We start from the raw sequence: 12,605 nt of genomic DNA, 5'->3' as shown, positions 1-12,605 counted from the left end.
TGCGGGGTGCCGCCCTTCGGCGTTGCTGTGGCAGGCTCAGTAGGCGCTGTTCACGTTGTCCATGGAGCCGTAGCGGTCGGCCGCGTAGTTGCAGGCGGCGACGATGTTGGCGACCGGGTCGTACTGGCTCTTCTTGGTGCCGGGGACGTGGTAGGCGTCGAAGGTCGGCTTGATGACCTGGAGCAGACCGATCGAGGGGACACCGTTCTGGGCGTTGATGTCCCAGTTGTTGATCGCGTTCGGGTTACCGCTGGACTCCCGCATGATGTTGCGGTGGATGCCCTCGTAGCTGCCCGGGATCTTGTGCTTCTTCATGATGTCGAGCGCCTCGCGGATCCAGCCGTCGAGGTTGTTCGGGTACACCGGCTTGCGCACGGCGGCGCGGCTCGCGGCGGCCTTGGCGGCGGCGCGCTTCTTGGCGTCGGCCTTCGCCTTGGCCACGGCCTTCGCCTTGGCGTCCGCCTTCGCCTTCGCGGCGGCCTTCACCTTGGCGGCGGCCTCGGCGCGGGCCATGCGGCTGACGGCGTCCTGCTGCAGGGTCAGGCTCTCGGTGACGGCGTTCTGCGCGGTGCCGGTGTTCGACGCCCACGCCACCTGGGTGGAGGCGAGTGCCTGGGTCTCGGTGCCCGCCGAGGCGTTGCTGGGGATGAGGGACAAGGAGACGGCGGCGGCACCGGCGGCGGCGACGGCGGCGATCGAGACCTTGTGGGCCTTCTTCAGACGACTGTGACCAGGAGTGGACGCGGACATGCGGGACTACCTCTTCGAAATCGCGGGAGTCGCTCAGGCCGGGGGCGGCGCTACGCCTTCTCGGCGGCGACGGACGCAATTCTTAGCGGCAGCAAAAACCCGTGGCAAAGGTGTGACGTACGATCCCCGGTAGTGGATCAGGGGGCGCCCGCGGGCCGCTCCGGACCGGTGGCGGACCCGCCCACCCGGCCTTCATTTGTCCTTTAGGTGTCCACTAGGGAGCTTCGTAAGTGATGTGCGTCCTATGTGCGGGCTCACATCGGCCCCATGGCAACCTCACCATCCGTTGCGTCAGCAATGCGGAATGTAAGGCTCCTCATTCGGCAGGATGAGATGGACGTCCCCGAACTCATGCCAGAGGTAGAGCCGACCCAGCGCCTCGGTGTACGCCCGGGCCAGCGCCTGGGGCCCGGCCAGCGCCTCCAGCATCAGCAGATGCGAGGCCCGCGGCTCGTGCAGCCCGGTCAGCAACCCGTCCACCACCCGCACCCCACGGCCCGGCGTCACCACCAGATCCGTCCACCCCGACGCGGCCCGCACCACCCCGTCGGCCCCCGCCGCCGACTCCAGCGCCCGTACCGCCGTCGTCCCCACCGCGACGATCCGCCCCCCACCGGCCCTCGCGGCGTTCACCAGCCGCGCCGTCGACCCCGGCACTTCGAACCGCTCCGGATACGGCGGCTCGTGCGCCTCCGCCGACGCCACCCCCGTATGCAGCGTCAGCGGCGCGAACCCCACCCCCCGGCTCACCAGCTCCGCCACCATCCCCGCCGTGAACGGCCGCCCCGCGCTCGGCATCTCCGCCGACCCCGCGCCGTCGGGGCGGGGGAGTGCGAAGACCGTCTGGTACGCGGCCAGCGGCTGGTCCCGGTCGGTGTACGCGTACCGGATCGGGCGCCCGTACCGCGTCAGCAGCGCCGGTACGTCCCCCTGGACCCGGGCCCACCACAGCCGCGCCCCGCCGGGCGCCACAGGCCCCTCCAGCACGAGGCGGGCCCCGCCCGGCAGCCGTACCGCCGCCCCCACGGGGCCTCCCGGCCGGGGCCGGGTGCTGCCCCGTCCGTCGGGCTCACGCAGCTCCACCGCCCACCGGCCGTCCTCCCCGCGCGTCGAGAAGTGCACCACCACCGTGTGCCCCCGGCACGCACCGTCCCCGCCCAGCCGGCCGGTCACGGCGGCCGGCAAGGTCGCCGACGTATTCACCACGAGCACATCCCCGGCCCGCAGCAGCCCCGGCAGCTCCCGGAACGCATGGTGACTCACGGCCGTCCCACGCGACACCAGGAGCCGCACGTCGTCCCTCCCCGCCCCGCGCTCCTCGGCGGGCACGCGCGCGGAGAGCCCCTCCGGCACGCTCAGCGTCTCCAGCACACTCACCGCCCCGCCTCCCGCCCGGGCAGGCCCCGCGGGCCGCAAGCCGCCCCGGCCGCCCTCATCGCCCCGCCCCGACCAGCGACGGCGCCGCATACCGCCCGCTCGGCGGCCGCTCCTCCACCAGACGCACGAACGCCGGCGCCACCGACTCCGGGCTCGGCCGGGGCGCGTCGTCGTCCGGGACCGCCGCCGCGTACAGATCCGTCCCCATGTCGCCCGGGTCCACCGCCCATACCCGCAGCCGGGGCTCCTCCACCGCGAGCACCGCCGCCAGATGGTCCAGCGCCGCCTTCGACGCCCCGTAACCACCCCACGTCTCGTACGCCTCCGCCGCCGCGTCCGAACTCACCACGATCACCGCCCCGGCATCGCCCGCCCGCAACAGCTCCAGCGACTCCTGCACCAGCCCCAGCGCGGCCACCACATTGGTCTCCAGCGCCACCCGCAGCCCCTCCAGTGGCAGCGCGTCCAGCCGCACCAGCGGCTCGGCACCCAGCGCGCTGGCGTTGCTCACCAGCAGGTCCAGACCCCCCAGCTCACGCGCCGCGGCCACCAGCGCCCGCCGGTGCGCCGGGTCCCGTACATCCCCCGGCACCGCCACCACGCGCGTGCCCAGGCCCCGCACCCGCTCGGCGCTCTCCTCCAGCACCCCGGCCGACCGGGCGTCCACCACGAGATCCCACCCGCGCCCCGCCAGTGCCGCGGCGAGCGCCCGGCCCAGACCCTTCGAAGCCCCCGTGATGATCGCGACTGGCATGGCTTCCATCCCCTCGTACGTCTCGTACGTCTCGTACGTCGATGGAACCCAGCGTGTGACCCCGCCCCGCCCGGCCGCCTCGTCCACCGGACCCGGTCCGCCACCCCCCTTCGACCTAGGCCTACGGCCCCACACCACGGCCGTCCCCGGTCGGATACGGACTGTCACACCCCGCCGGTACGGTGAACATATGAGCCATCGACCCCGCTCCGGCCTGGCCGCCGTGAGCACCGCGCTGCTGGCGATGAGCAGGCATCTGGAGGTGCGCGACGTCCTCAAGACGATCGTCGCCTCCGCCCGCGAGCTGCTCGACGCCGAGTACGCCGCGCTCGGCGTCCCGGACGACCACGGCGGCTTCGCCCAGTTCGTCGTCGACGGCGTCAGCGACGAGCAGTGGAAGGCCATCGGCCCGCTCCCCAGGCAGCACGGCATCCTCGCCGCGATGCTCCACGACGCCCGGCCCGAGCGCCTCGCCGACGTCCGCGAGGACCCCCGCTTCGAGGGCTGGCCCGACGCCCACCCCGACATGTCCGACTTCCTCGGCCTGCCCGTCCGCGACGGCGACGAGATCATCGGCGCGCTCTTCCTCGCCAACAAAAGGTGTCCCAAGCCCGAAGGCGGCTGCGGTTTCACCGAGCAGGACGAGGAACTCCTCGGCATCCTCGCCCAGCACGCCGCCATCGCGCTCACCAACGCCCGGCTCTACGAACGCAGCCGCGAGCTCACCATCGCCGAGGAACGCTCACGCCTCGCCCATGAGCTCCACGACGCCGTCAGCCAGAAACTCTTCTCGCTGCGCCTCACTGCCCAGGCCGCCGCCGCCCTGATCGACCGCGACCCCGCCCGCGCCAAGGGCGAGCTCCAGCAGGTCACCCAGCTCGCCGCCGAAGCCGCCGACGAACTGCGCGCCGCCGTCGTCGAGCTGCGCCCCGCCGCCCTCGACGAAGACGGCCTCGTCGCCACGCTCCGCACCCACATCCAGGTCCTGGACCGCGCCCACACCGCCCGCGTCACCTTCGACAGCCAGGGCATACGGGCCCTGCCCGCCGCCCAGGAGGAGGCCATGCTCCGGGTCGCCCAGGAGGCGCTGCACAACGCGCTGCGCCACTCGCGGGCCGACCACGTCGCCGTCAGCCTCGTCCGCCGCGGCCAAGGCGCCCTGCTGAGCATCACCGACAACGGCGAGGGCTTCGAGCCCCGCGCCGTCCGGCGGGCCGGCCGCCACCTCGGGCTGGTGTCCATGCGGCATCGCGCGAGCGGCGTCGGCGGCAGACTGACCGTGCAATCGGCGCCCGGGCAGGGCACCACGATCGAGATGGAGGTCCCCGGTGGCTGACCGGACGATTCGTGTGCTGCTGGTGGACGACCATCAGGTCGTCCGCCGCGGACTGCGCACGTTCCTGGAGGTCCAGGACGACATCGAAGTCGTCGGAGAAGCGGGAGACGGCGCCGAAGGAGTCGCCCGCGCCGAGGAGCTCCGCCCCGACGTCGTCCTCATGGACGTCAAGATGCCCGGCATGGACGGCATCGAAGCCCTGCGCAAACTCCGCGAGCTGGCCAACCCGGCCAAGGTCCTCATCGTCACCAGCTTCACCGAGCAGCGCACCGTCGTCCCCGCCCTGCGAGCCGGAGCCTCCGGATACGTCTACAAGGACGTCGACCCCGACGCCCTCGCCGGCGCCATCCGCTCGGTCCACGCCGGGCACGTCCTCCTCCAGCCCGAAGTCGCCGGAGCGCTCCTCTCCCAGGACGACACCCCGAGCGGTACGGGCCGCGGCAACACCCTCACCGAACGGGAGCGGGAAGTCCTCGGCCTCATCGCCGACGGTCGCTCCAACCGGGAGATCGCCCGGGCGCTGGTCCTCTCCGAGAAGACCGTCAAGACACACGTCTCGAACATCCTCATGAAGCTCGACCTGGCCGACCGCACCCAGGCCGCGCTTTGGGCGGTCAGACACGGCCTGACGACCTGATGAAGGGCTGATACAGAAAACGGCTCTCCAGTCAGAGATTCATACCGTCGGGTGTATGTCACCCACCTGGCGTATCCCGAGGGGCGCGAGACCGTTCTTCATGGCGTGCCGCGGCGATTGGCCGCGGCGATGACCAGGAGGAACCTGAAGTGAAGAACCTGAAGAAGGCCGCCGCCGTAGCCATGGTCGCCGGGGGCATCGTCGCCGCTGGTGCCGGCGCCGCCGCCGCCCACGGCGCGCAGGCGGACGGCCTGGCCAAGAACTCGCCCGGCGTCGCCTCCGGCAACCTGGTCCAGGCCCCGGTCCACGTCCCGGTGAACGCCAGCGGCAACAGCGTGAACGTGGTCGGCGTCCTGAACCCCGCATTCGGCAACACCAGCGTCAACAACTGACGCTCCCCCCACCACGACCGGCCCCCACCACTCCCCGGGGGCCGGTTGTGGTTTTCGGGGCTCAAAGCGCCCGGAGGGGAACCGACCCCTCAAAAAAGGGGGCGCTCAGCCGCGTTCCCGCTCGCGCTCCTCCACCCACGCGTTGTACGCCGCCACCTGCGCCCGCCGCGCCACCCGCTCCACCGGCCGCAGCGCCTCCCCCCGCGCCGCCATCTCCGAGGCGCTCACCGCGCCCCCATGACCATGGCCGGACGCGAGCGAGATCAGCAGCCCCACCCGCTGGGCCAGCTCCAGGACCCGTACCGCCCGCCCCGGATACCCCGGCGCCAGCACCTCACGGCCCGCCGAAGCCTCCGCCCGCGCCCGGTACGCGTCCCGCGCCGCGTCCGCCACCGGCCCCGAGCCCGCCACATCCAGCCGCGTCAGCGCCTCGGTCGCCTCCCGCAGGGCCTCCGCCAGCTCCCGCTCCGCCTCACCGAGCGACGGCACGTCCGCCGGGGGAGCCTCCCGTACCGGCAGACAGCGCCAGACGACCTCCACATGGACATCGCCCTCGGGCCCTGCCTCGGACACCTCCGGCACCAGTCCGTACGGCGCGCCGAAACCGACCACCGCCTCCTCCGCCTCCAGCGCCGCCGCGTTGAACTCCGGCGGTCCGCTCAGCCCCAGCGGATGCCCCGGCGCGGGCAGCGCGACCCGGTAGCCGGTGATCCCCAGCCGCCGCAGCCGCCCCAGGGCCAGCGTCAGCCCGACCGGCCCCGCCTCGCCGGGCAACCCCTCCACCCGGTGCACCGCGTCCTCACCGACGATCGCGGTCGCCGCGTCATCAGGTGATACAAATCCGGCCAACAGGGCATTTCCCCAAGCGGCCAACCGTCCTGAGCGTGGTTCAGAGAGCATGGACCCAGCCTAGGCACCCGCCCTACGCACCGGCTCCCTCGACCGGTGGCGTAGGTTTTCCCTCGGAGCTGCGCCCACAGGCGCACCGACGACGACTCGACCGCAAGGGGAGACAACGCGCTCATGAGCGATGTACTGGAGCTGGTGGACGTATCCGTGGTCCGCGACGGACGCGCTCTGGTGGACGATGTCTCCTGGTCGGTCAAGGAAGGCGAGCGCTGGGTCATCCTCGGCCCCAACGGCGCCGGCAAGACCACCCTGCTCAACATCGCCTCCAGCTATCTCTTCCCGTCCAGCGGCACCGCACGGATCCTCGACGAGCAGCTCGGCAAGGTCGACGTCTTCGACCTGCGTCCCCGCATCGGCATGGCCGGCATCGCCATGGCCGACAAGCTGCCCAAGCGCCAGACGGTCCTGCAGACCGTCCTCACCGCCGCGTACGGCATGACCGCCACCTGGCACGAGGACTACGACGCCGTCGACGAGGACCGCGCCCGCGCCTTCCTCGACCGCCTCGGCATGACCGAGTACCTGGACCGCAACTTCGGCACCCTCTCCGAGGGCGAGCGCAAGCGCACCCTCATCGCCCGCGCGATGATGACCGACCCCGAGCTCCTCCTCCTCGACGAGCCCGCCGCCGGCCTCGACCTCGGCGGCCGCGAGGACCTCGTCCGCCGCCTCGGCCGCCTCGCCCGCGACGCGTACGCCCCCTCCATGATCATGGTCACTCACCATGTCGAGGAGATCCCGCCGGGCTTCACCCACGTCCTGATGATCCGTCAGGGCAAGGTGCTCGCCAACGGCCCCATGGAGACCGAGCTCACCTCCCGCAACCTCTCGCGCTGCTTCGGCCTGCCGCTCGTCGTCGAGCACGTCGGCGACCGCTACACCGCCCAGGGCCTCCCGCTCGCCTGACCCGGCGCATCCGACCCCGCGCGCCCGACCCCGAGGGCTTCGCGCCCTGTCCGCGCACCGACAAGCCGCCTACCATGACGTTGTGGACATCGACGCATGGGTCTGGTGGCTGATCGGCGCAGTGGGACTCGGCATCCCGCTCGTCCTGACCGCGATGCCGGAGTTCGGAATGCTCTCCGTCGGCGCCGTCGCCGGAGCCGTCACCGCCGCGCTCGGCTTCGGCATCGTCGCCCAAGTCGTCGTCTTCGCCGCGGTGTCGGTCGCGCTGATCGCGGTCGTACGCCCCATCGCCGCCCGCCACCGCGACGGACGGCCCGGCCTCGCCACCGGCGTCGATGCCCTGAAAGGCCGTCAGGCCGTCGTCATGGAACGGGTCGACGGCCACGGAGGCCGCATCAAACTCGCGGGCGAGATCTGGTCCGCCCGCTCCCTCGACGGCGAGCAGACCTTCGAACCGGGCCAGCAGGTGGACGTCGTGGAGATCGACGGAGCCACCGCCGTCGTGATGTGACCGAACCCTCCGATCGGTGCACGCGCGCCTCCGCCATCTGGAAAAATCGATGATCGTAATCATCCGGCAGCGAAGGGCTCGGGGAACACGATGCCATCAGTCATCATCGTCCTGATCATTCTGGTGGTGCTTGTCTTCATCGCACTGATCAAGACGATCCAGGTCATCCCGCAGGCAAGCGCCGCGATCGTGGAGCGCTTCGGCCGCTACACCCGCACGCTCAACGCGGGCCTGAACATCGTCGTCCCCTTCATCGACTCCATCCGCAACCGCATCGACCTCCGCGAACAGGTCGTCCCCTTCCCGCCCCAACCGGTGATCACCCAGGACAACCTGGTCGTCAACATCGACACCGTCATCTACTACCAGGTGACCGACGCCCGCGCCGCCACGTACGAGGTCGCCAGCTACATCCAGGCCATCGAGCAGCTGACCGTCACCACCCTGCGCAACATCATCGGCGGCATGGACCTGGAGCGGACCCTCACCTCCCGCGAGGAGATCAACGCGGCCCTGCGCGGCGTCCTCGACGAAGCCACCGGCAAGTGGGGCATCCGCGTCAACCGCGTCGAGCTCAAGGCCATCGAGCCGCCGACCTCCATCCAGGACTCGATGGAGAAGCAGATGCGCGCCGACCGCGACAAGCGCGCCGCCATCCTCACCGCCGAAGGCATCCGCCAGTCCCAGATCCTCACCGCCGAAGGCGAGAAGCAGTCCGCCATCCTCCGCGCCGAAGGTGAGGCCAAGGCCGCTGCACTGCGCGCCGAGGGCGAAGCCCAGGCCGTCCGTACGGTCTTCGAGGCCATCCACGCCGGAGACCCGGACCAGAAGCTGCTCTCGTACCAGTACCTCCAGATGCTCCCCAAGATCGCTGAGGGCGACGCCAACAAGCTCTGGATCGTCCCCAGCGAGATCGGCGACGCCCTCAAGGGCCTCTCCGGTGCCTTCGGCAACCTCGGCGGCGGAGCCCCCGGCTTCAACACTGGCGGCAACAGCCCCTCGGCCGGCACCGAGCGCCGCGAAGAACCCCCCGTCGACTGAGCCCAGTTGACCCAGATCCGTTGACTGGGCCGTACAACGGTCGTGCATGATCAGTGAGGCCCCCCGACCTCCATGGCGGGGAGGCGTCTCACTGATTGTGTAAGGAGATGGCTTTGTCCATCTGGGAAGCTCTCGCGGTGCTGGCAGCCGGAATCGGCGCTGGAACCATCAACACGATCGTCGGCTCAGGCACTCTCATCACCTTCCCCGTGCTGCTCGCCACCGGTCTCCCGCCGATCACGGCCAACGTGTCCAACGCCCTCGGGCTGGTCCCCGGATCCATCAGCGGAGCCATCGGCTACCGCCGCGAACTGAAAGGCCAGACCCGCCGCGTCCTCCGCCTCGGAGGCACGGCACTCCTCGGCGGCCTCCTCGGCGCGATCCTGCTCCTCGCCCTGCCGTCCGACGCGTTCGACGCGATCGTCCCCGTCCTGATCGGCCTCGCGCTCGTCCTCGTCCTCCTCCAGCCCCGCATCGCCGCCGCCGTCAAGCGCCGCCGCGAGGCCACCGGCACCGAGGCCCACCCCGACGGAGGCATCGTCCTCCTCGCCGGCCTCTTCCTCGCCAGCGCGTACGGCGGCTACTTCGGCGCCGCCCAAGGCGTCCTCTATCTCTCCCTGATGGGCCTGCTCCTCCACGACAGCATCCAGCGCATCAACGCCGTCAAGAACGTGCTCGGCGCCGTCGTCAACGGCATCGCCGCCGTCTTCTTCCTCTTCGTCGCCGAGTTCGACTGGACCGCCGTCCTCCTCATCGCCGTCGGCTCCACCATCGGCGGCCAGATCGGCGCCAAGGTCGGCCGCCGCCTCCCGCCCGCCGTACTGCGCGGAGTGATCATCGCCGTCGGCATCGTCGCGATCCTCCAGCTCACTCTCAAGTAGCCCCCCGCCAGTCCCGCACAACGCGGTGAGCCCGCCCTCGTACGAGGACGGGCTCACCGCACAGCACAAAGACCCCGGCTACGCCGCCGGGGCAGCCCCCGACGCCAGCCACTCCGGCAGCGCGGACCGGTCACCGGCCGCCAGCGACAGCAGCATCGCATCCGCCGGAGACGGCACGAACGGCTCCCGCAGCAACGGCATCCCCGCCTGCTCCGGCGTACGGTCCGCCTTACGGTGGTTGTCCTCCGCGCACGACGCCACCGTGTTCAGCCAGCTGTCCGCACCACCCTGCGCCCGCGGCACGACATGGTCCACGGTCGTCGCCCGCCTGCCGCAGTACGCGCACCGGTGCTGGTCCCGTACCAGCACACCCCGCCTCGACCACGGCGCCTGTCTTCGAAACGGCACCCGGACATACCGGCAGAGCCTGATCACCCTGGGCACCGGAAGATCCACGGCGGCGGCCCGCACACGCAGTTCGGGATGCTCCTGCTCGACGACGGCCTTGTCCTGCAGAACCAGCACCACCGCACGGTTGAGCGTCACCGTCGACAGCGGCTCGAAGCTCGCGTTCAGTACCAGCGTGTCCCGCACTGTGCCCACCTCCCGTGTGCCGGCCCGGCCCTCGTGGCGGGCCTGGGGCTTGGATCAACTCTGGCCGGGCGGGCCGGGTTGGACAACGCAATAAAAAACTGCCCGCTCCTGATCTCTCCAAGACCAGAAGCGGGCAAACAAAAAGCGAACGTCAGCCCTACGCCGGGGACGCGTACTCACCGATCAGCTGTGCCCGACCCAGCGAGTGGAACCGCAGATGGAACCCGACCACAGCCGGCGACGCATCCGCGTCCGGCCCGAGCTTCTCGCTGTCCACCGCATACACGGTGAAGACATAACGGTGGTTTTCGCCCTCGGGCGGCGCCGCGCCGCCGAAGTCCTTCGACCCGTAGTCGTTGCGGACATGCACCGCACCCGACGGCAGGCCCTCGAACTTCCCGCTGCCCGCACCCGCCGGCAGCTCGGTCACCGACGCCGGAATGTCGAACAGCACCCAGTGCCAGAACCCGCTGCCCGTGGGCGCGTCCGGATCGAAGCAGGTCACGGCGAAGCTCTTCGTCTCCGCGGGGAACTCCTCCCAGCGCAGATGCGGCGACGTGTTCCCCTCCGCGTACACCTGCGCGTCCGACAGCACAGCACCCGGCTTGAGGTCGTCACTCACCACCGTGAACGACGGCACCGGCGGGTGGAAATCATGAGGGAGCGGCGCCCTCTTCGCCTCGGCCACGTCTGAACCTCCGATTCGTCCGATCTCGAATCCGCTGCCTAGAACCAGTTGCGCTTTCCGCCGACGTCGGCGAGCCACTGGTTGAGGTACGCGGCCCAGTCGGTCGACTGGAAATCGTTCAGACCGACCTTGAACGAGCGGAACGAGTCGCTGCCCTCGCTGAAGAGCCCCGGCTTCTTGTCCATCTCCAGGACGACGTCCATCTCACGGTCGTCCGCGACAAAGCTGACCTCGACCTGGTTCAGCCCGCGGTACTGCTGCGGCGGGAAGAACTCGATCTCCTGGTAGAAGGGCAGCCGCTGACGTGTCCCCCGGATGTGACCGCGCTCCATGTCGGCGTTCTTGAAGCGGAAGCCCAGCTGGAGGAAGGCGTCCAGGATGGCCTGCTGCGCCGGCAGCGGGTGCACGTTGATCGGGTCCAGGTCGCCCGAGTCGACCGCGCGCGCGATCTCCAGCTCGGTCGTCACACCGATGTTCATCCCGTGCAGCTGCTGCCCGGCGATGCACGTGACCGGGGTCTCCCACGGGATCTCGAGACCGAACGGCACCACATGCACCGCCCCAGCCTTCACCTCGAACGCGCCGCCAAGACGCACCTTGGTGAACTCGATGTCCTGCTTGACCTCCTGGTCCCCACCTTCGACCTCGACCCGCGCCTGCAGACCGACCGAGAGTCCCTCGATCTGCTGGTCGACCGAGCCGCCCTGGATCCGCACCTCGCCCTGGACGACTCCACCGGGAACGACGTTCTCCTCGGTGAGCACCGTCTCGACGGACGCGCCGCCTGCGCCCAGGCTCGCGAGCAGCTTCTTGAAGCCCATGTCCACTCCTTCTTGGTCCTGACCCCTACATACGCGCCACGACCGTAACCGGTTCCCTGCCGCTCCCCAGTACCCTCGGACGCCATGATCGAGCGCCCCGACCGTACGCCGCTGCCCCGGGACTTCTTCGACCGCCCCGTCCTGGAGGTCGCACCCGACCTGCTTGGCCGCACCCTGGTACGGAGAACGGATGACGGCCCGATCGAGCTCCGCATCACCGAGGTGGAGGCCTACGCGGGCGAGCTCGACCCGGGCTCCCACGCCTTCCGCGGCCGTACGGCCCGCAACGCCGTGATGTTCGGACCCCCCGGCCACGCCTACGTCTATTTCACCTACGGCATGTGGCACTGCCTGAACCTGGTGTGCGGCCCGGAGGGCCGGGCGAGCGGTGTGCTGCTGCGCGCGGGGGAGATCCAGGTGGGCGCGGAGCTGGTCCGCCCCCGACGAATCTCGGCCCGTAACGACAAGGAACTGGCCAAAGGCCCGGCCCGCCTCGCCACCGCCCTCGCCGTCGAGCGCACCCACGACGGCACGGATGTCTGCGCCGGCGCCGACGCACTCCTCTCTGTTCTTACGGGCGCCCCGCCCACCCCTGACCAGGTACGCAACGGCCCGCGGACGGGCGTGGGCGGCGACGGCGCCCACCACCCCTGGCGCTACTGGATCGACGGCGACCCCACAGTGAGCCCCTACCGGGCCCACACTCCCCGCCGCAGGGCGACTTGACTCGCCCTGCCGAGCCGCCTAACGTAGCCCGAGCCGCTTGAGACGGGCCCTGCTGTTCAAGCACCCCCGGAAGCGGCCATCCACTACCTAAGACGAACCCCAACGGGTGCGGATTTCGGCATGCCGGAATTCGATTCGGGAGACTCGATTATGAGTCGCCAGGGAAATCGGCTAAAGTAGTGAACACGCCGAAAGGCAGCCGAAAGGCAAAAGGCCCCCAACGGCCACCGGAAACAAAATCCGAACCGGGAACGGAACGGAAAAAGGATCTGGTAAGGTTGG

General features: G+C 70.5%; 15 protein-coding genes. 8 read left to right on the top strand and 7 right to left on the bottom strand.

What is annotated here, in order from left to right:
- Positions 1-36 precede the first annotated feature (36 nt).
- The 3 genes from ACZ7LT_RS00075 to ACZ7LT_RS00065 all read right to left on the bottom strand — a co-directional run bounded on the left by ACZ7LT_RS00075 (position 37) and on the right by ACZ7LT_RS00065 (position 2,881).
- On the bottom strand, positions 37-750 hold the full coding sequence (locus tag ACZ7LT_RS00075) for a transglycosylase SLT domain-containing protein (protein ID WP_471232338.1): 714 nt from the start codon (positions 748-750) through the stop codon (positions 37-39).
- A gap of 291 nt (positions 751-1,041) precedes the next feature.
- Positions 1,042-2,127: an S-adenosylmethionine:tRNA ribosyltransferase-isomerase gene (locus ACZ7LT_RS00070; protein WP_471232336.1), complete on the bottom strand. Its 1,086-nt coding sequence runs from the start codon at positions 2,125-2,127 to the stop codon at positions 1,042-1,044.
- Between the two features lie 55 nt (positions 2,128-2,182).
- Positions 2,183-2,881: an SDR family NAD(P)-dependent oxidoreductase gene (locus ACZ7LT_RS00065; RefSeq protein ID WP_471232335.1), complete on the bottom strand. Its 699-nt coding sequence runs from the start codon at positions 2,879-2,881 to the stop codon at positions 2,183-2,185.
- Positions 2,882-3,071: 190 nt separating this feature from the next.
- On the opposite strand from ACZ7LT_RS00065, the gene ACZ7LT_RS00060 reads away from it, so the two are divergent.
- The 3 genes from ACZ7LT_RS00060 to ACZ7LT_RS00050 all read left to right on the top strand — a co-directional run bounded on the left by ACZ7LT_RS00060 (position 3,072) and on the right by ACZ7LT_RS00050 (position 5,246).
- Positions 3,072-4,217, top strand: a complete 1,146-nt coding sequence (locus ACZ7LT_RS00060; protein WP_471232333.1) for a GAF domain-containing sensor histidine kinase — start codon at positions 3,072-3,074, stop codon at positions 4,215-4,217.
- A complete protein-coding gene (locus tag ACZ7LT_RS00055) occupies positions 4,210-4,854 on the top strand; it encodes a response regulator (protein WP_471232332.1) in 645 nt (214 codons plus the stop codon). The genes ACZ7LT_RS00060 and ACZ7LT_RS00055 overlap by 8 nt, the downstream gene beginning before the upstream one ends.
- A gap of 149 nt (positions 4,855-5,003) precedes the next feature.
- A complete protein-coding gene (locus tag ACZ7LT_RS00050) occupies positions 5,004-5,246 on the top strand; it encodes a chaplin (protein WP_471232330.1) in 243 nt (80 codons plus the stop codon).
- Between the two features lie 105 nt (positions 5,247-5,351).
- On the opposite strand, the gene ACZ7LT_RS00045 is transcribed toward ACZ7LT_RS00050, so the two are convergent.
- Positions 5,352-6,146 (bottom strand): hypothetical protein, encoded by a 795-nt coding sequence (locus ACZ7LT_RS00045; protein WP_471232329.1) that lies wholly within the window; start codon positions 6,144-6,146, stop codon positions 5,352-5,354.
- A gap of 123 nt (positions 6,147-6,269) precedes the next feature.
- Between ACZ7LT_RS00045 and ACZ7LT_RS00040 the strand changes: the two genes are divergently transcribed.
- The 4 genes from ACZ7LT_RS00040 to ACZ7LT_RS00025 all read left to right on the top strand — a co-directional run bounded on the left by ACZ7LT_RS00040 (position 6,270) and on the right by ACZ7LT_RS00025 (position 9,494).
- Positions 6,270-7,061: an ABC transporter ATP-binding protein gene (locus tag ACZ7LT_RS00040; protein ID WP_471232328.1), complete on the top strand. Its 792-nt coding sequence runs from the start codon at positions 6,270-6,272 to the stop codon at positions 7,059-7,061.
- Between the two features lie 82 nt (positions 7,062-7,143).
- Positions 7,144-7,572: an NfeD family protein gene (locus ACZ7LT_RS00035; protein WP_471232327.1), complete on the top strand. Its 429-nt coding sequence runs from the start codon at positions 7,144-7,146 to the stop codon at positions 7,570-7,572.
- A 90-nt stretch (positions 7,573-7,662) separates the two neighbouring features.
- Positions 7,663-8,613 (top strand): SPFH domain-containing protein, encoded by a 951-nt coding sequence (locus ACZ7LT_RS00030; RefSeq protein WP_471232325.1) that lies wholly within the window; start codon positions 7,663-7,665, stop codon positions 8,611-8,613.
- Positions 8,614-8,720: 107 nt separating this feature from the next.
- The gene (locus tag ACZ7LT_RS00025; protein ID WP_471232324.1) at positions 8,721-9,494 is read left to right on the top strand and encodes a sulfite exporter TauE/SafE family protein; all 774 of its coding nucleotides are present in this window, start codon (positions 8,721-8,723) and stop codon (positions 9,492-9,494) included.
- Between the two features lie 78 nt (positions 9,495-9,572).
- Here ACZ7LT_RS00025 and ACZ7LT_RS00020 read toward each other — a convergent pair whose 3' ends face one another.
- The 3 genes from ACZ7LT_RS00020 to ACZ7LT_RS00010 all read right to left on the bottom strand — a co-directional run bounded on the left by ACZ7LT_RS00020 (position 9,573) and on the right by ACZ7LT_RS00010 (position 11,597).
- Positions 9,573-10,088, bottom strand: a complete 516-nt coding sequence (locus tag ACZ7LT_RS00020; protein WP_019885194.1) for an HNH endonuclease — start codon at positions 10,086-10,088, stop codon at positions 9,573-9,575.
- 157 nt (positions 10,089-10,245) lie between these two features.
- On the bottom strand, positions 10,246-10,776 hold the full coding sequence (locus ACZ7LT_RS00015) for a YbhB/YbcL family Raf kinase inhibitor-like protein (protein WP_471232322.1): 531 nt from the start codon (positions 10,774-10,776) through the stop codon (positions 10,246-10,248).
- A gap of 38 nt (positions 10,777-10,814) precedes the next feature.
- On the bottom strand, positions 10,815-11,597 hold the full coding sequence (locus ACZ7LT_RS00010; protein ID WP_471232321.1) for a sporulation protein: 783 nt from the start codon (positions 11,595-11,597) through the stop codon (positions 10,815-10,817).
- A gap of 84 nt (positions 11,598-11,681) precedes the next feature.
- Between ACZ7LT_RS00010 and ACZ7LT_RS00005 the strand changes: the two genes are divergently transcribed.
- A complete protein-coding gene (locus ACZ7LT_RS00005; RefSeq protein WP_471232319.1) occupies positions 11,682-12,323 on the top strand; it encodes a DNA-3-methyladenine glycosylase in 642 nt (213 codons plus the stop codon).
- Positions 12,324-12,605: the final 282 nt, after the last annotated feature.

The organism is Streptomyces sp. NPDC039465 (assembly GCF_055639315.1).
The sequence above is the reverse complement of the archived record's forward strand: the minus strand, read 5'-3'. Positions and strand labels throughout refer to the sequence as shown.

What these genes read in the sequence shown, in the direction of transcription:
- ACZ7LT_RS00075 (WP_471232338.1), bottom strand. Translation starts at nt 750, where the DNA reads ATGTCCGCGTCCACTCCTGGTCACAGTCGTCTGAAGAAGGCCCACAAG.
- ACZ7LT_RS00065 (WP_471232335.1), bottom strand. Translation starts at nt 2,881, where the DNA reads ATGCCAGTCGCGATCATCACGGGGGCTTCGAAGGGTCTGGGCCGGGCG.
- ACZ7LT_RS00060 (WP_471232333.1), top strand. Translation starts at nt 3,072, where the DNA reads ATGAGCCATCGACCCCGCTCCGGCCTGGCCGCCGTGAGCACCGCGCTG.
- ACZ7LT_RS00045 (WP_471232329.1), bottom strand. Translation starts at nt 6,146, where the DNA reads ATGCTCTCTGAACCACGCTCAGGACGGTTGGCCGCTTGGGGAAATGCC.
- ACZ7LT_RS00040 (WP_471232328.1), top strand. Translation starts at nt 6,270, where the DNA reads ATGAGCGATGTACTGGAGCTGGTGGACGTATCCGTGGTCCGCGACGGA.
- ACZ7LT_RS00030 (WP_471232325.1), top strand. Translation starts at nt 7,663, where the DNA reads ATGCCATCAGTCATCATCGTCCTGATCATTCTGGTGGTGCTTGTCTTC.
- ACZ7LT_RS00025 (WP_471232324.1), top strand. Translation starts at nt 8,721, where the DNA reads ATGGCTTTGTCCATCTGGGAAGCTCTCGCGGTGCTGGCAGCCGGAATC.
- ACZ7LT_RS00010 (WP_471232321.1), bottom strand. Translation starts at nt 11,597, where the DNA reads ATGGGCTTCAAGAAGCTGCTCGCGAGCCTGGGCGCAGGCGGCGCGTCC.
- ACZ7LT_RS00005 (WP_471232319.1), top strand. Translation starts at nt 11,682, where the DNA reads ATGATCGAGCGCCCCGACCGTACGCCGCTGCCCCGGGACTTCTTCGAC.